The sequence below is a fragment of the Kitasatospora sp. NPDC058184 genome, from assembly GCF_042883725.1.
Lineage (GTDB): Bacteria > Actinomycetota > Actinomycetes > Streptomycetales > Streptomycetaceae > Kitasatospora.
Genome location: NZ_JBHVVE010000001.1, coordinates 495,133 through 511,592 on the forward strand (window position 1 = coordinate 495,133; position 16,460 = coordinate 511,592).

Annotated in this window: 14 protein-coding genes and 1 riboswitch; of the genes, 3 read left to right on the forward strand and 11 right to left on the reverse strand. The window is 74.3% G+C overall.

The window, feature by feature from the left end:
* Window positions 1-30: 30 nt before the first annotated feature.
* The 4 genes from ACFVXH_RS02265 to ACFVXH_RS02280 form a co-directional block, all read right to left on the reverse strand.
* A complete protein-coding gene (locus ACFVXH_RS02265; protein WP_049660648.1) occupies window positions 31-975 on the reverse strand; it encodes an ROK family glucokinase in 945 nt (314 codons plus the stop codon).
* 191 nt (window positions 976-1,166) lie between these two features.
* Window positions 1,167-1,595: a DUF5304 family protein gene (locus ACFVXH_RS02270; protein ID WP_387819668.1), complete on the reverse strand. Its 429-nt coding sequence runs from the start codon at window positions 1,593-1,595 to the stop codon at window positions 1,167-1,169.
* A 150-nt stretch (window positions 1,596-1,745) separates the two neighbouring features.
* Complete coding sequence (locus tag ACFVXH_RS02275; RefSeq protein ID WP_375877460.1) at window positions 1,746-2,918, reverse strand: ArsA family ATPase; 1,173 nt, start codon at window positions 2,916-2,918, stop codon at window positions 1,746-1,748.
* A gap of 25 nt (window positions 2,919-2,943) precedes the next feature.
* A complete protein-coding gene (locus tag ACFVXH_RS02280) occupies window positions 2,944-3,378 on the reverse strand; it encodes an SRPBCC family protein (RefSeq protein WP_049657553.1) in 435 nt (144 codons plus the stop codon).
* A 323-nt stretch (window positions 3,379-3,701) separates the two neighbouring features.
* Between ACFVXH_RS02280 and ACFVXH_RS02285 the strand changes: the two genes are divergently transcribed.
* Window positions 3,702-5,495, forward strand: coding sequence for a long-chain fatty acid--CoA ligase (locus ACFVXH_RS02285; RefSeq protein ID WP_117487455.1), 1,794 nt, complete (start codon window positions 3,702-3,704; stop codon window positions 5,493-5,495).
* Window positions 5,496-5,557: 62 nt separating this feature from the next.
* Here ACFVXH_RS02285 and ACFVXH_RS02290 read toward each other — a convergent pair whose 3' ends face one another.
* On the reverse strand, window positions 5,558-6,694 hold the full coding sequence (locus ACFVXH_RS02290; RefSeq protein ID WP_049657557.1) for a glycosyltransferase family 4 protein: 1,137 nt from the start codon (window positions 6,692-6,694) through the stop codon (window positions 5,558-5,560).
* Window positions 6,695-6,910: 216 nt separating this feature from the next.
* Here ACFVXH_RS02290 and ACFVXH_RS02295 point away from each other — a divergent pair, with 216 nt between their 5' ends.
* Window positions 6,911-8,281 carry a glycosyltransferase 87 family protein gene (locus ACFVXH_RS02295; protein ID WP_079271759.1) on the forward strand — a complete coding sequence of 457 codons (1,371 nt, stop codon included), beginning with the start codon at window positions 6,911-6,913 and terminating at the stop codon, window positions 8,279-8,281.
* A gap of 18 nt (window positions 8,282-8,299) precedes the next feature.
* On the opposite strand, the gene ACFVXH_RS02300 is transcribed toward ACFVXH_RS02295, so the two are convergent.
* From ACFVXH_RS02300 to ACFVXH_RS02325, 6 genes are all read right to left on the reverse strand, one after another.
* Window positions 8,300-9,442: a hypothetical protein gene (locus ACFVXH_RS02300; protein ID WP_387819670.1), complete on the reverse strand. Its 1,143-nt coding sequence runs from the start codon at window positions 9,440-9,442 to the stop codon at window positions 8,300-8,302.
* 53 nt (window positions 9,443-9,495) lie between these two features.
* Window positions 9,496-10,542 carry an NlpC/P60 family protein gene (locus ACFVXH_RS02305; RefSeq protein WP_387819671.1) on the reverse strand — a complete coding sequence of 349 codons (1,047 nt, stop codon included), beginning with the start codon at window positions 10,540-10,542 and terminating at the stop codon, window positions 9,496-9,498.
* 227 nt (window positions 10,543-10,769) lie between these two features.
* On the reverse strand, window positions 10,770-11,885 hold the full coding sequence (locus ACFVXH_RS02310; RefSeq protein WP_049651828.1) for an NlpC/P60 family protein: 1,116 nt from the start codon (window positions 11,883-11,885) through the stop codon (window positions 10,770-10,772).
* A gap of 10 nt (window positions 11,886-11,895) precedes the next feature.
* A riboswitch (cyclic di-AMP (ydaO/yuaA leader) is annotated at window positions 11,896-12,049 on the reverse strand.
* A gap of 338 nt (window positions 12,050-12,387) precedes the next feature.
* Complete coding sequence (locus ACFVXH_RS02315) at window positions 12,388-13,425, reverse strand: C40 family peptidase (RefSeq protein WP_049651829.1); 1,038 nt, start codon at window positions 13,423-13,425, stop codon at window positions 12,388-12,390.
* A gap of 200 nt (window positions 13,426-13,625) precedes the next feature.
* Window positions 13,626-15,056, reverse strand: coding sequence for an NYN domain-containing protein (locus ACFVXH_RS02320; RefSeq protein WP_375874017.1), 1,431 nt, complete (start codon window positions 15,054-15,056; stop codon window positions 13,626-13,628).
* Window positions 15,057-15,194: 138 nt separating this feature from the next.
* Window positions 15,195-15,458, reverse strand: a complete 264-nt coding sequence (locus ACFVXH_RS02325; RefSeq protein ID WP_049651830.1) for a hypothetical protein — start codon at window positions 15,456-15,458, stop codon at window positions 15,195-15,197.
* Window positions 15,459-15,659: 201 nt separating this feature from the next.
* Here ACFVXH_RS02325 and ACFVXH_RS02330 point away from each other — a divergent pair, with 201 nt between their 5' ends.
* Window positions 15,660-16,442, forward strand: a complete 783-nt coding sequence (locus ACFVXH_RS02330; protein WP_074000892.1) for a rhomboid family intramembrane serine protease — start codon at window positions 15,660-15,662, stop codon at window positions 16,440-16,442.
* The last annotated feature ends 18 nt before the right edge of the window (window positions 16,443-16,460 follow it).

Consider the following 16,460-nt stretch of genomic DNA (forward strand, 5'->3'; position numbering starts at 1 on the left):
GCCGCCGGCGGGCTCGAAGGGGTACGGCGGTTACGGGACGCGGGCGAGGTCCGCCGCGCCGACGATGCCGGCGGCGGAGCCCATCGAGGCCAGCACGACCTCGGCGCGCGGCCGGTGCACCCCGCCGGTCAGGTAGTGCTCGAAGGCCTTGGCGACCGGGTCGAGCAGCAGTCGGCCGGAGTCGGAGACGCCGCCGCCGAGCACGAAGACGGCCGGGTCGAACAGCGCGGCGAGGTCAGCCATGCCGCGGCCCAGCCAGTCGGACAGCTCGGCGTAGCACTCCAGGGCGAGCGGGTCGCCCTCCTCGGCGGCCTGGGTGATGTGGATGCCGCGGATGGTCTCGGCCACGCCGTCGTTGAGCTCCAGCATCCGGTGGCCGCGCTGCGGGTCGGCGGCGGCCTTCTCCCGGCCGTAGCGGCGCAGCGCGCGCCCGGAGCCGTACTGCTCCCAGCAGCCCTTGCCGCCGCAGCCGCAGGCCAGGCCGTCGGGGACCATGTTGAGGTGGCCGATCTCGCCGGCCACGCCGAAGCGGCCGCGGTGCAGCCGGCCGTCCAGGACGATGCCGCCGCCGATGCCGGTGCCGACGGTGATCAGCACCATGTCCTGGTGGTCGGCGGCCGCGCCGAAGCGGAACTCGGCCCAGGCCGCGCAGTTGGCGTCGTTCTCGACGACGGTGGACAGGCCGGTGAGCTCCTCGACCCGCCCGCGCAGCGGCTCGTTCTCCCAGTCGATGTTGGGGGCGAAGATCACCGTGGAGCGGTTGCTGTCGACGAAGCCGGGGGCGCCGACGCCCACCGCGGTGACGTCGGGGTGCTCCTCCTTGAGCTCGCGCACGGCCTGCGCGATGGCGTCGACCGCCCACTGCGGGTCGGCCGGGGTGGGCACCCTGGTCCGGGCCAGGATCGCGCCCGCCTCGTCGACCACGCCTGCCGCGATCTTGGTCCCGCCGACATCGACGCCGATGGTCAGAGCCATGTGTCCCTCAGCTATTCACTCGTTCCGCTGGACGGAACGCTACCGCCCAACCCGGCCCCCGTACACAGCCTCGCATACATTATCCGAAGACAACTCTGGGCCGACGCGGCCGGGATGCTTCAAAAGTCGTATCTAATCTCCTTCTTCGTGACGTACGAGAGCAGCGCGATCACCCTCCGGAAGTCACGGTTTCACTGCTTGGCGGACGGCCCGTCAGCCTCGTCAAAGCCGGAGCCACGGCCGCCGTCGCCGCCGCCATCGCCGTCGAGGTCGATCTTCTCCGTCGGCGCGCCCTGCCCGGCGGTCCAGCGGCTCTCGTGCCCGGCCACGGCGGCGCGGTAGGCGGCCAGCAGCTCACTGCCCGCGGCGGCCAGCCCGGTGCCGGCGGCGGCGAGGTGAGAGTAGACCTCCGGCTGCTGGGTGCGCAGCTTGTCGGCCAGCCCGGAGAGGGTGATCAGGGTGGTGGCGCTCGCCTCCTGGGCCTTGTCGCCGAGCGCACCGGCGAGCCGGCGCACCTCGTCCACCAGCGGGCCCAGCTCCGGGCCGAACGGGTGCCCCTGGCCGCCCTGCTCGCCGTCCGGCCGGCCGCCGGACTCGGTGCGGTCGTCGGTGCTGGTCATCGCGGGCGCCTCCTCAGCCGTGGCCGCACCCCGCGGCCCTCCGGCCCGACGCTACCCGACCGGCCGGGCCGCCCGGAAAGCCGCCGAACCCGGCCCAGGGCCCGCCAGAGCCCCGACCGAATCCCGCCGGTCCCCCCGCCGAACCCCCCGTCAGCCCCGGGGCCAGAGCGCCGGGTCCGGCGCGAACCGCACCGAGAGCACGCCGTCGTGCAGCCCCGCCCCGGCCACCGTGCAGCGGCGCAGCGCGGACGGCAGGGTGAGCACCCGGCGGTGGGTGCCGACCCCGACGACCAGGTCGTCGCCCCGGCGGACCAGGTCCAGCTCGGAGCGGTCGGCGCCGGGCAGGTCGAGGTGCCAGACCAGCAGGCCCTCCTCGGCGAGCCGGTCCTCGACCGGCCAGGGCTCGGGGGCGAGCCGCCCGGGCCCGTCCCCGTCGCCGTAGAGCCGGTCGGCGACGGCCTCCAGGGTGGCGTCGTCCAGGCCGGCGACCAGCACCGGGGCGTCGGTCTCGGCGGCGAGCCCGGTCAGCTCCTCCTGCCGGCGGCGGGCCAGGGCGGCCAGCCACGGGTCGGGCGAGGAGGCGGCGGCCGCGGGCAGCGCGCCGTGCACCACCACGGCGTCCGGCCGGTGCCCGTGCAGGGCGAGCCCGGCCCGGATCCGGCGCAGCTCCGTGTACGGGTGGCCGTCCGCCCGGACGACCAGCCGGACGCTGGTGCCGGGGTCGGTGAGCGCGGCGCGGGACTCGGCCAGTGCCGCGGCGGCCTTGGTGCGCCCCTCGTACAGCCAGTCGGCGGGCATCGGGACGCCGGCCAGCCCGGCCAGCAGCGGGCGCAGCGCCCGGGCGGCCTGCCGCTGCTCGGGGACGAGCCGGTCCAGGTAGCGGGCGAGCTGTTCGGGCAGGGCGAGGGCGGCGATCAGCTCGGCGGGCGGCGGGGCGAGCACGACCAGGACGTCCTGGTCGGCGGCGGGCAGGGCGCGCAGCAGGGCGAGCCGGGCGATGCCGGGGAGGGCGGTGAGCTCCTCGGGGTCGAGCTGTTCGGCGCCGAGCAGGTCGAGGGCGGGCTTGAGCCGGCCGGTGAGCGCGCCGACGGCGTAGCGGAAGGCGGCCTGCTCGTCGATCCGGGAGACGGTCAGGCCCGGTGCGTGGTGGAGCGGTTCGGGCTCCAGCCGGGTGCCGAGGGCGGAGTCCAGGGCACGGTGCGGGTCGTCGGCGGCCAGCAGCCAGGTGCGGTGGCCGCGCCGGGCGGCGTGCAGGGCGGTGGCGGCGGCCACCGTGGGTGCGCCAGCGTCGCCGCTGACCAGGATGGTGCGTGTCGCCGTCATGCCGTCCGGCCCCCGTTCGGTCGTGTCAGCCTTCGACGCGCTTCTTCAGACCGGCCAGGGCGCGGTCGATGATGACCTTCTCGGCCTTGCGCTTGATCATGCCGAGCATCGGGATCTTGACGTCCACGGCGAGCTGGTAGGTCACCTCGGTGCGGCCGCCGGCGAGCGGGGCGAGGGTGTAGGAGCCGTCCAGCGAGCGGAGCATCTGGCTGCGGACGAGGGTCCAGGAGACCTCGCGGTCGCCGTCCCAGGTGTAGGCGAGGACGTGCTCGTCGCGGATGGCGCCGGCGTCGAGCAGCAGCCGGACCTCGGCGGCGCGGCCGTCCTCGCCGGTGCCGAGGACCTCGATCTCCTTGACCTCGCCGGTCCAGGCCGGGTAGGCGGCGAAGTCGGCGATCACCGCCATGACCGTGGCCGGGGTCGCGTCGATGGTGATGCTCGACCTGGTGTGCTCCGCCATGGAATGGCCCTCCGCCTCGTCCATCTGCCTGCCGGTCCGGCCGGGGCGCGCTCGGCCCGGTCCGCCCGGAGCAGGCTATCGCGCCCGGTGGGCGGCGCGGCGGCGCGGGGCGGCCGAGGTGCGGGCGGGCGCCGGGCGGCCGGGCATGTTACCGGCCGGTCGCCCTGCGCTGTCGTAGGGTGCCATTCGAACGACCCGGTCACGGCCAGGTCGGACCCGGCCGGGTGTGACACTTCGAACACCGGAGCCGACCCCCCTGGTCGAAGCTGCCTACCGGGCAGTAACGTCCTGCCGTCCCGCAGCGTCGCGAACGAGGAGCAGTCTTGCTCGACTTCAGCCTTCCGGCCCTCTACCAGGTACCGAGCGGCGGCAACCTCGCCGACCCGGTGCACCGGAACGCCGAGGAGCACCCGGACGTCGCCGTGCTCAGCCGCAAGGTGGACGGCCACTGGCAGGAGTTGACGTCGGTCCAGTTCCTGGCCGAGGTGCACGCCGCCGCGAAGGGCCTGATCGCCGCGGGCATCGAGCCCGGCGACCGGGTGGCCGTCATGTCCCGCACCCGCTACGAGTGGACGCTGCTGGACTTCGCGATCTGGACGGCCGGCGCGATCGTCGTGCCGGTGTACGAGACCTCCTCCGCCGAGCAGGTCGAGTGGATCCTCGGCGACTCCGGCGCGGTCGCCGTGATCACCGAGACCGACCAGCACGTCGGGGTGGTCGCCGAGGTCCGCGACCGGCTGCCCGGGCTGGAGCACACCTGGCAGATCGACGGCGGGGCGATCGCCGCGCTCGCCACCGCCGGGCAGGACGTCCCGGACGCGACCGTCCACGAGCGCCGCCGGACAGCCGGCCCCGACGACATCGCCACCATCGTCTACACCTCGGGCACCACCGGCCGCCCGAAGGGCTGCCAGCTGACCCACGGCAACTTCCTGGCCGAGTGCGGCAACGTGGTCGAGCGCCTGGCCCCGCTGTTCCACACCGGCGAGAGCTCCGTGCTGCTCTTCCTGCCGCTGGCCCACGTGTTCGCCCGGATCGTCGAGATCGCCCCGATCATGGCGCCGATCAAGCTCGGCCACGTCTCCGACGTCCGGAACGTCACCGCCGAGCTGGCCTCCTTCAAGCCGACCCTGATCCTGGGCGTGCCCAGAGTGTTCGAGAAGGTCTACAACACCGCCCGCGCCAAGGCCCAGGCCGACGGCAAGGGCAAGATCTTCGACAAGGCCGCCGACACCGCGATCGCCTACAGCCGGGCGCTGGACGCGGGCGGCGCGGGCCTGGTCCTGCGGCTCAAGCACGCCGTCTTCGACAAGCTCGTCTACAGCAAGCTGCGCGCCGCGCTCGGCGGCCGGGCCACCCACGCCATCTCCGGCGGCGCCCCGCTCGGCGAGCGCCTGGGCCACTTCTACCGCGGCATCGGCTTCACCGTCCTGGAGGGCTACGGCCTGACGGAGACCTGCGCCGCCACCGCCTTCAACGAGTGCGCCAAGCCGAAGATCGGCACGGTCGGCCAGCCGACGCCCGGCTGCTCCGTCCGGATCGCCGAGGACGGCGAGGTCCTCCTCAAGGGCCCGCACATCTCCACCGGCTACTGGAACAACCCGCAGGCCACCGCGGACGCCTTCAAGGACGGCTGGTTCGCCACCGGGGACCTCGGCTCGCTGGACTCCGAGGGCTACCTGACGATCACCGGCCGCAAGAAGGAGATCATCGTCACGGCCGGCGGCAAGAACGTCGCCCCGGCCGTGATCGAGGACCGGATCCGGGCCCACGCCCTGGTCGGCGAGGTCATGGTGGTCGGCGACCGCAAGCCCTTCATCGCCTGCCTGATCACCGTCGACCCGGACTTCTTCCCGAAGTGGAAGGAGCTCAACGGCAAGCCCGCCGACGCCACCGTCGCCGACCTCGCCGCCGACCCGGACCTGCTGGCCGCCCTCCAGAGCGCGGTGGACGACGGCAACGCGGCCGTCTCGCACGCCGAGGCGGTCAAGAAGTTCCGCCTGCTGGACACCGAGTTCTCCGAGGAGAGCGGCCACCTGACGCCCTCGCTCAAGCTCAAGCGCAACGTCGTGCTGAAGGACTACGCCGCCGAGATCGAGGCCCTGTACCGGAAGTAGGGCCGCACCGGTACGCCGAAGGGCCCCGGGGGGACTCCCCGGGGCCCTTCGGCGTACCCGCGTCAGCCGGCCAGCAGCGAGGTCAGCCGCCCGGCCAGCAGGTCCCAGCGCCAGGAGCGCTCCACCCAGCGCCGCCCGGCCTCGCCCATCCGCCGCCGCAGCTCCTCGTCGCGCAGCAGCCGTACGATCCGCTCGGCCGCCGCCGGGGCCGAGCCGCCGGGCACCACGTACCCGGTCTCGCCCTCCAGCACCGCGTCCGGCGCGCCGCCGGAGTCCCCCGCGACCACCGGAAGGCCGGTCGCCGAGGCCTCCAGGTAGACGATGCCCAGGCCCTCGACGTCCAGCCCCCCGCGCCGGGTGCGGCACGGCATCGCGAAGACGTCCCCGGCCCCGTAGTGGGCGGGCAGCTCCTCCCACGGCACCGAGCCGGTGAACCGCACCGAGTCCCGGACGCCCGTGGCGTCCGCGAGCTTCTCCAGGTCCGCCCGGTACGGGCCGCCGCCGACGATCAGCAGCACCGCGTCCGGCACGTCGGCGAGGATCTGCGGCATCGCCTCGATCAGGGTGTCCTGGCCCTTGCGGGGCACCAGCCGGGAGACGCAGACCACCACCGGCCGGTCCGCCAGCCCGAGCCGGCGGCGCACCTCGGCGCCCCCGGAGCCCGGGTGGAAGGTCGTCTCGTCCACGCCCGGCGGCAGCTGGACCATCCGGGCCGCGGCCTGCGGCCCGACCGCGGCGGCGATCCGGGAGCGGGTGTACTCGCCCAGGTAGGTCAGCACGTCGGTGCCCGCGCCGATCCGGCGCAGCAGCTGCCGGGAGACCGGCAGCTGGGCCCAGGCGGCCTCGTGCCCGTGGGTCATGCCGAGCAGCCGCCCGGCGCCGGCCCGGCGCAGCGCGGGCGCCATCAGCCCGAGCGGGGCGGCGGCGCCGAACCAGACCGAGTCGCACTTCTCCGCGCGCAGGATCTCGGCGGCCCGCCGGGTGACCCGCGGTGTGGGAACCATCACCTTCGTCCGGTCCCGGATCACCGGGAACGGCTGCTCGGCGTCGAACCGGGCCACCTCGGTGCCGTCCCGCCAGGTCGAGGCGTAGACCACGACACTGCCTGCGGGCTGACGCACGGCCATGTTGTGCACGAAGGCCTGGATGCCACCGGGGCGGGGCGGGAAGTCGTTGGTGACGATCAAGGTTCTGTGCATCAGGCCACGGCTCGCTCGGTCGGGGGGTGCGCGGTGTACCGCTGGGTGATCCGTACGATAGGTCAACACCATGACCCACCGGGAACGGAACCGCGCACGGCAACCGTTTGACCCCCGGGTCAGTCCTAGTACCTAGGCCGTCGTCCAGCACGCGGCCCGGGCGTCCGTCGGTACGACGCCTCCGGTGGGGACGTCCGAGACGAACGAGGGAGCGCAGTGGAATTGGCCCCGGCCACCGAGCCCGGTTCTTCGCGCGGCCGCCTCGGCCGCCCGCTCGGGGCGCTCGCCGCGCTCGGCGCGACCTGGGTCGCCACCCGCGCCCTGCTGGTGCTGCTGGCGACGGGTGTGCTGAAGGCGCCCGGCGGCGATGTCACGGCGGACGTCTGGATGATCTACCACGCCTGGTACGGCGTGCTCCAGACCGGCACCTTCCCGTTCGACGACGTGACCTGGCAGTACCCGCCGGGCGCCGCCCTGGTGATCCTGCTGCCGGGCCTGCTGCCCTGGTCGTACCTGGTCTCGTTCTGGGTGATCTGCGGGATCGCCGACGCCGCCGCGGCCGCGCTGCTGGTGCGCACCGGCCTGCGCCGGGGCCGGGCGCTGACCGGCGCCTGGATGTGGGTGGTGGGCGTCCCGCTGCTCGGCCCGATGATCTACAACCGCTTCGACGTCATCGTCACCGCGGTCGCCCTGGCCGGCCTGCTGGCGCTGATCCGCCGCCCGGCGGTCGGCGGGCTGCTGCTGGGCCTGGGCGGCATCGTCAAGATCTGGCCGCTGATCGGCCTGATCGGCACCCCGTCGGGCCGCCGCACCCGCCGTTCCTGGACGCTGGCGGCGGCCACCGCCGTCTCGATCGGCTTCCTGCTGACGGCCGGGATGAACGGCGCCTTCGAGTTCCTGGCGTTCCAGAAGGACCGCGGCATCGAGGTCGAGTCGCTCGGCGCGCTGCCGCTGCACTTCGCCCGGATCGCCGACGCCTGGGACGGCAAGGTCACCATGAACTACGGCTCCCCCGAGATGCTCGGGCCGTGGGTCGACGTGATCAGCAAGGTCATGCTGGCCGGCACCCTGCTGGGCTTCGCCTGGCTGCTGCTGTGGCGCTACACCTCCAAGCGCCGCAGCGCGGCCACCATGTACGACGCCGCGCTGTGCGCGCTGCTGATCTTCGTGGTGACCAGCCGGGTGATCAGCCCGCAGTACCTGGTCTGGCTGGTCGGCGTCGCGGCGGTCTGCCTGACCGTGCGCAACAGCAGCCAGCGGCCGGTGGCGGTGCTGATCCTGCTCGCCTGCCCGCTGACCCTGGTCGAGTTCCCGACCATGTTCACCCAGGTCCTGGCCAGCGAGCCGGCGGCGGTCGCCGTCCTGGCCGCGCGCAACCTGCTGCTGCTGGCCGCCGCCGTGCTCTCCTGCGTGCGGCTCTGGCGCTCCACCCGCGGCGAGGCGCCGCTGCCGCCGACCGTGGTGCTGGACCGCGAGCCCGCCGCGCTGCCGTCCGCCGGCTACCCGGTGCGCCCGGGCATCGCCTACGAGCAGGACCTGCTGGACGGCATCGACCACCCGGGCACCCCGGCCGAACAGCGCCGCTGACCGGCCCTCCGCGGCCGGTCAACCCTTCAGTGCCGCCACCTGCTCCAGCCAGAGCCGGGTGAACTCCGCCAGGCCGACGCCCAGTTCGCGGCGCATCAGCCGGTCGGTGCGGCGCTCCCGGTCCTCGCCCTGCCCGTCGGCCGCGCCGATCGCCCGGTAGAAGGCGACCAGCCGCTGCGGCCCGTGGGTGCGGGCGATCAGTTCACAGGCCAGCCAGGACTGCTCGTAGGCCTGGGCGATGCCGGTGGCCCCGGCGGCGAAGTCCCGGTCGGCGGGCAGCGCGGCGGGCAGCTTCCCGGCGGCCACGTCCCGGGCCAGCTCGGGCGCGATCTGCTGCGGGCCGCGGCCCGAGTCCCGGTACGCCGTCCAGTCGGCGACGCCCTCGGAGAGCCACAGCGGGGTCCAGGCCCGGGTGTCGGCCCTGGTCGCGACGTGGGTGGCCTCGTGGGTGACCACCACCTGGCGGCCGAAGCCGCTGAGCCGCCCGTACGCCTCCGGGTTGACCAGCACCCGGTCCGCCGGGGTGTGCCAGGGCGCGCCGGGGGCGGCCACGGTGACCGCCGCCATGCCCGTCCAGCCGGCCGGGTCGCCCTCCAGCAGCCGGGCGAACTGCTCCTCGGTGGCCGGCCGCTCCAGCAGCAGCCGCTCCGGCCAGGCGCCGCCCCAGACCTCGGTGACGGCGGGCACCGCCCGGTCCCCCACCGCGACCAGCTCGGCCTGGTCGGGTCCCGCGGCCGGCCCGACCACCAGGCAGTGCGCGCCCGGCGAGGACCGGAGCGGCCCGAAGTCCCACGGCGCGGGCGGCCCGGACGCGCTCTCCTCGCGCTCGACCCGCCAGCCGTCCCCGGCCCGTACCAGCCCGATCCGGCGCGGGTACACCACCGGGTGCTCGTCGTACCCGGCGATCCGCACCGCCAGGTCGGCGGCGGCGGTCACCCGCTCCCCGCCGGCGGCGCCGAGCACCAGGTTGCGGTACCCGGCCTCGGCCACCGGCAGCCCGGCCCAGGGCGGGGCCGAGCGCGCCCGCTCCGCCAGCGCGGCGGCCACCTCGGCGCGCCGGTCCACCGGCCGCGCCGCGGGCGCCGGCGGGGCGGCCGGCGGCAGCGACAGCTGGGCCAGCCCGCCGGCCGCGAGCAGCAGCGCGCCCCGCCGGGACAGCACGCGGCGGGGGCGACGTATGGCGGCGGGTCCGGCGGGGCCGGACGGCGGGGCGCTCAGAGCCGGACCACCCCGGAGACCGGCATGGCGGTGACGCTCTCGTAGCGGACCCTGGCGCCCGGGCGGGGGGCGTGCACGATCACGCCGCCGCCGGCATACATGCCGACGTGGTGCATGTCCCGGTAGAAGATCACCAGGTCTCCCGGTCGCGCTTCGGACAGGCTGATCCGCTGCCCGGCGTACGCCTGGGCCTGCGAGGTGCGCGGCAGGGTCACTCCGGCCTGCCGCCAGCTGTAGTACATCAGACCGGAGCAGTCGAACGCGTGCGGGCCGGTGGCCCCGTAGACGTACGGGGAGCCGATCATCCGCACCGCGGCGGCCAGCGCGGCCGCCCCGCGCTCGGAGGCGGGCGGGGCGGTGCCGAGGTCCAGCCGGTCGGTGCCCCGGGTGGCGCGCTGCTCGGCGTCCCGGGCGTCCTGGACCGCCAGCCGGGCCCGCTCGACGGTGCCCAGGCCGTTCAGCAGCTTCTGCGCGCCGGCCAGCCGCTGCTGGACCTGCTGCTTGCTGTCGGCGAGCGAACGCCGGGTCCGGTCCAGCTCGGCGAGCTTGTCGGCCGCCTCGGTGCGGCGCTGGTCGAGCCGGCGCTGGCGGGTGATCAGCTCGTGCAGGGTCTCCTGCTGGCGCACGGCGGCCTGGCCCTGGGTGCGGGCGCGGGCCAGGTAGCCCTCCGGGTCGGGCGAGAGGATGAGCTGGGCGGTCTGGGTCATCCCGCCGCCGCGGTACTCGGCCCCGGCCACCATCGCCAGGTCGCCGCGCAGCCCGTTGAGCTGGTCCTGGGCGAGGGCGATCTCGCCCTGGAGGATCGTGGTCTCGCCCTGGAGCCGCCGCTGGGCCTCCTGCGCGGCGTTGAACCTCTCGGACGCCTGCTCGGCCTCGTCGTACAGCTGCTCGACCTGCGTCTTGACGTCCTGACGGTCGCCCGGGTCGGGGCTGGCGGGGGCCGCCTGGGCGCTGCCTCCGGTGGCCGCGCCCAACGCGGTGGCGGCGGCCGCGGTCAGCACCAGCGCCCGGGCGAGCAGTTGGGAACGGCGGTGCACGGGCATGGCGGCAGCGGCTCCAATCCTGCGGCGCGGCCCCCGCCGCCGCACCGGGACGGGCGGCCGTCGAGCGGGAGTCCGGTGGCAGACGTTAGCGAGTCCGGGCAAGCGAGTCCAAACCCCTCCCAACCCGAATATTCACTCCCTAATCGGACATCAGATCGAGCCGCCGGAAAAGCCGCAGGCCCGGCCTCCCCTGGGGGAGACCGGGCCTGGAGACGTCCGAGCGGGGATCAGACCCGCACGATGCCGGTCAGCGGCATGTTGGTGACCGCCTCGTAGCGCACCGACGCGCCCGGCTTGGGCGCGTGCAGCACCTGGCCGTTGCCGGCGTAGATGCCGACGTGGTGGGCGTCGGTGTAGAAGATCAGCAGGTCGCCGGGCTGGGCCTTGGAGAGGTCCGTCCCGAGCCGGGTGCCGGCCGAGGCCTGCGCCTGCGAGGTGCGCGGCAGCGACACGCCGGCCTGGTTGTACGCCCAGACCATCAGACCGGAGCAGTCGAAGGAGCCCGGGCCGGTGGCGCCCCAGACGTACGGGCTGCCGATCTTGGAGGCGGCGGCGGACAGCGCGGCGGCACCGCGCGAGCTGCCGGGGGCCACGTTCACCGGAGCGGTGGTCGTGGGGGCCGAGAGGCTGCCGCGGCTGTTGTCGCGGGAGGCGCGGTCGGCCTGCTGCTGCTGGGCCTGGGCGGCGTCGGCCTTGGCCTTGGCCTCGGCGGCGGCCTTCTCCTCGGCCTGGCGCAGCGCCTGGCGGTCCTGCTCGGTCAGCGTGTTGAGCAGGTCCTGGGCCGCCTTCAGCTTGCCCTGGACCTCGTCCTTGGAGGCCTTCAGCTGCTGGGTGGTCGACTCCAGCTCGGCGAGCTTGCCCTGGGCCTCGTTGCGGTCCTGGTCGAGCTTGCGCTGCTGCTCCTGGAGCTCCTTCAGCTGACCCTTCTGGGTGCTGCCGGCCTGGTTCAGCGCGTCGGCCTGGCTGAGGAAGCTGTCCGGGCTGGAGGAGAACATCAGCTGGACGGTGGGGGATATCCCCCCGTTGCGGTACTGCTCGCCGGCGATCTCGGCGAGGCCGCCCTGGAGCTCGGTGACCTGGGCCTGCTGACGGGCCACCTGGTCCTGCAGGCCGGAGACCTGCTTCTCCAGGTCCTGCTGCTTGGCCTGGGCGGCGTTGTAGTTCTCGGTCGCGACCTCGGCCTGCTCGTTGAGCTGGTCGACCTGCCCCTTGACCTGTTCCTTGGTCGGCTGCGGGTCCGCGTGGGCACCCTGCGCGGAGAGGACGACGGCTGCGGCGGCGACGCCGGTCAGGATCGAGACCCGGGCGCGGCCGGCGGGCTTGGGACGACGATGGGACGCCACGAAGGCGGACTCCTTCTTCCTACGGCCGCCTACCGGGTGAGCTGACGGGTTCGGGCCGGAAGCATGCCCTACGACGCCTCACGGCCGTTCCACCGGCCGACCTGGCGCCGATTCACCCCGGAGGAACGTGGTTCCCCGGCTCCGCTCCGCAGCGCCCCCTACCACTGGGCTCCCCTGTCGGACAGTCGCTTCGACCTGTCCCGCTGCCTTGCGAACTCGACGGTAACCACCGCCGCCACCCTGGCTGGGCGATCGACAGTGCGGTGGTTCGGAGCATGACCCTAGTAACTGAACCGTGATCGGTTCAAATCCTTGTCAGAAAAAAGACAGAAGATTACCCAAGTTCCTTTGTGAAAATGACCGATGGTGACCATTGACGCACACAAGGCTGATCGGTTCTCACCATGTGGTCGTCGAAGGGCCGGAAACCCGAAACGCCACCCCGAACGGGGGTGGCGCTTTTCACAGGCCCCCGCGGGAGCCCCTCGGGCATGTCGGTCCGTCAGACCCGGCGGATGGTGTTGATCGACATCGCGTCGGCCTTCATCACCTTCACCACGTCACCGGTGTGCGGCGCGTGGACCACCATGCCGTTGCCGATGTACATCCCGACGTGGTGCATGTCGGGGCCGTAGATCACCAGGTCGCCCGGCTGGGCCTGGTCCAGCGAGGGGATCCGGGTGCCGTAGTGGCCCTGCTCCTGCGAGGTGCGCGGCAGCGAGACGCCCGCCTGCCCGTACGCCCAGACCATCAGGCCCGAGCAGTCGAAGGTGGTCGACCCGGTGGCGCCCCACACGTACGGCGAGCCCTGCTTGCTCATCGCCTTGGCCAGCGCCGTGGCCGCGTAGCCGCTGGCCGGCGGCAGGCTGCCGAGGTCGACCCGGTCGCTGCCGCGCGAGGCGCGGTCGTCCTGCGCCTGCTGGGCCCGCAGCGCGGCGCGGTCGGCGGAGCTCAGCGAGTTCAGCAGGTCCTGGGCGGCCTTCAGCTTGGTGTTGACGTCCGACTTGGCCTGGTTCAGGTCCTTGGTGGTGGTGTCCAGCGAGGCGAGCACGGCGGCCGCCTCGGTCTTCTCCTGGTCCAGCCGGCGCTGCTGGTCCAGCAGCCCCTTGAGCGCCTCGGCCTGACTGGTGCTGGCCTGCTGGACGGTGGAGGCCTTGTCCAGGTAGCCGGACGGGTCCGAGGAGAGCATCAGCTGGACGGACGGGTCGATGCCGCCGCTGCGGTACTGCTCGCCCGCCACCTCGGCGAGGCCGCCCTGGAGCTGGGTCATCTGCTCCTGGCCGCGGGCCACCTGGTCCTGCAGCTGGTCGGCCTGCTTGCGCAGCTGGTCGGCCCGCTCCTTGGCGCCGTTGTACTTCTCGGCCGCCTGCTCCTGCTCCTCCTGGAGCTGGTCGATCTGCGCCTTGACGTCCGTCTTGTTCGGCTGCGGCGCGGCGTGCGCGGCCACCTGGGCGGAGAGGGCGACCGCGGTCGCAGCGGCCGCGGTGAGCACGGAGATCCGTGCGCGGCTCGGCTGCTTGGGACGGCGGTGGGAGGCCAAGGGACCGGCTCCTTCTTCCAACGGGCTCACCTGATGGGATGAGATTCCGGAAAATAGGTTTGACGCCAGACCCTAGTGAAGATCTATCCGTTTTGCCACTCCCCCGAAGGCGTGAACTCCGGTCCCCACACTGACTTCACCGGACTCGCACAATGCTCCGAAACAGGCCCTGACCAGGCATCATGCGAACCTCCCCGGGTTCAGGGCCGGGCCAGCCGGTTCAGCAGCAGCACCGACGCCACGGGGCGCGCGCCCGCCTTCCGCACGCCCTCCGCGACCTCCCGGTCGGTGGACACCACCACCACCGGACGGCCCTGCGGCTCGGCCCGCACCAGACGGCGGATCAGCTCGTCGGCCGTCTCCCCGGTCCGGCTGAACCGCACCCGGACCCCGCGCGGTGGCGCCATGATCACCGGGACGTCCAGGTCCTGCCCGTCGAACACGCAGGTGACCTCCGCCTGGGTCCGCTGGGCCAGCATCGCCAGCCCGCCCAGCAGCCGGATCCGCTGCTGCTCCAGCGGCAGCGTCGGATAGCCGGTCTTGGTCACGTTGTAGCCGTCCACCACCAGGTGCACCTGGGGGATCGCCAGCAGCTGGTCCAGCAGCGCCGGATCGTCCTCGGCCAGCCCGCGCCGGGCCACGTCGTGCGGCGAGGCCGCCCCCGGCACCACCGCCTCCACCAGGTCCGCCGGGCGGATCTGGGCGACCGGCAGCGCCAGCTCCCGCTGGAGCCCCTGGGCCGACTGCAGCACGGTGTCCAGCAGCAGCCGCAGCCGCATGTCCTCCACGCTGCGCCCCTCACGGGCCGAACGGCGGCCCTGCTCGGCCGCGTTCTCCAGCTCCAGGACCCGGTGCCGGAGCCGGCGCGCCTCGCTCTCGGCCGCGCCGCGCTCGGCCGCGGCCTGCGCCTTCAGCGCGTCCAGCTCGCCGGCCACCCGGCGGGTCTCGGCCTGCGCCCGGCGGGTGTCGCTCTCCAGCGACCGCACCCTCTTGCGCAGCGACTCGGCCTCCCTGCGGACGCCGTCGGACTCGGCCCGCTGCCGGTCCGCGTCCGCCCGCGCGGAGGCCCGCACCTCGGCCAGCTCGGCCTGCAGCTTCTCCACCAGCCGGACCGCCTCCGCGGCCGCGTCCTCGGCACCGGCCCGCTCGGCCTCCTCGCCGGCCTCGGCCACCAGCCGGCTCCAGCCCGTCGAACGCACCAGGTAGGCGGCGGCCGCGACGTCCATCGGATCGGCCGCGCTCGGGACGGTGCCCGACTCCAGCGCCTTCACCAGGTCCGGCTGCCCGAGACGCAGCCGCTCCGCTATCCGCACCCGGAAGGCCGGCTCCGCCTCCAGCGCCGCCGCCAGCGCGGTGGCCGCGTACTTGGCCCGCCGCGCCGGGGTGAACTTGACGTACTGACGCAGGCTCTGCGGGAGCTCGGCCGGCGGCACCCCGCCGAGCGCGTCCGAGGCCAGGCCGACCACCCGACGGCGCACGCCCTCGGGCAGCGGCCGGTCGAGCTTCTCGACGGCGCGCTCCGCCGCGGACCCGGAGGCGCCGTCCGCCGTCCCGGCAGCCTCGGCCGGGGCCTCGGCCGCAGCGGGCTGAAGCCCCTGGGCTGCGCCGGGCTCCTTCGCTGCGTCCACCACGTCCTCGGCTCCGATCCTGGTCCAGCGGGGCACGGCCGCGGCCGCCCCCCGTCGGCACGCTCCGTGCGTCCTGTTCTGTATTGTCCCGTGCGGCGCGGGCGGGTGCGCCGCGCACCCACCCCGCCGCCGCGGCGGGGATCAGCCCTGGTCGGCGGGGGCCTGCGTCTCCTCGGCGCCCGGACGGGCCACCAGCTCGACCTGGTCCACCGCGTTGCACCAGCGGCAGCGCACCGACTCGACGGTCTCGCTCAGCACCTCGGTCTCCTCGACCTTGGACTCGCCGGCCAGGTCGAAGTGCAGGAACTCGGTCACCCGCGCGGTGCGGGTCACGTCGAAGCGGGTGAGGTTGCCGCACAGGGTGCAGCGCCAGCGCGTCTCGGCGGTCAGAGCGGGGACGGTCATCGGGGGTCCTCTCGGGTGGTCCCTGGGTGGGGCAGGCGCTCCCCCCGGAGCCCCGGCGTCGGCGGCGGGAGGCGGGAATGCCCGCCCCAAGCCTATTGCCTGGGGCAACCGTCGCGACCACCGGTTGCCTGAACACCCGGGCTAGTCCACCTGCCGTAAACCGCCGTGTCACCTGCGGCGCCCGGAGGGATGCTTGGCCGCATGGCGCTCGCGGTCCCCGACCACACCGCCGCCCGGGGCGGCCGCCCGGCGGCGACCGCCCCCGTGGTCAGCTACGCCCTGATCGCCCTCAACACCCTGGTCTTCCTGCTCGGCCCGGCCGCGGGGCTCAACCCGCTGTACGGCACGGGCCAGGCCCGGGTCTGCGCGGAGCAGCGGTACGAGCAGCGCTGGGGCGCCGTCCCGGCCGAGGTGCTGGCCGGACGGCCGCTGACCGCCGGACAGCTCGCCGAGGCCCCCGACCCGGTCCCCGGCTGCCCGGCCGCCCCGACCCCGGGCAAGCGCCCGGCGCTGTCCGTCCTCACCGGGCTCTTCCTGCACGCCGGCTGGCTGCACCTGCTCGGGAACCTGCTCTTCCTCCAGGTCTTCGGCCCCACCGTCGAACGCCGGCTGGGCCGGGCCCGGTACGCCGTCTTCTACCTGGCCGCCGGCAGCCTGACCACGTACGGCTTCGCGCTCGCCGAGGCGCACTCGCCGAACTCCACCCGGGTGCTCATCGGGGCCTCCGGGGCGATCGCCGCCGCCCTCGGCGCCTACCTGCGCCTCCACCCCCGGGCCCGGGTGACCACCCTCGTCCCGCTGCTGTTCTTCCTGCCGCTGCGCTTCCCGGCCTGGCTGGTGCTCGGCCTCTGGTTCGTCCTGCAGTGGTGGTCGGTGCACGCGGCCGGCCCCGGGGTGGCGTACCTGGTCCACGTGATCGGCTTCTCGGCCGGGTTCCTCTACGCCTGCACCGTGGTCCGCCACCCCCCGCGACGACCGGGCTGACGCCCGATACGCTGGCGG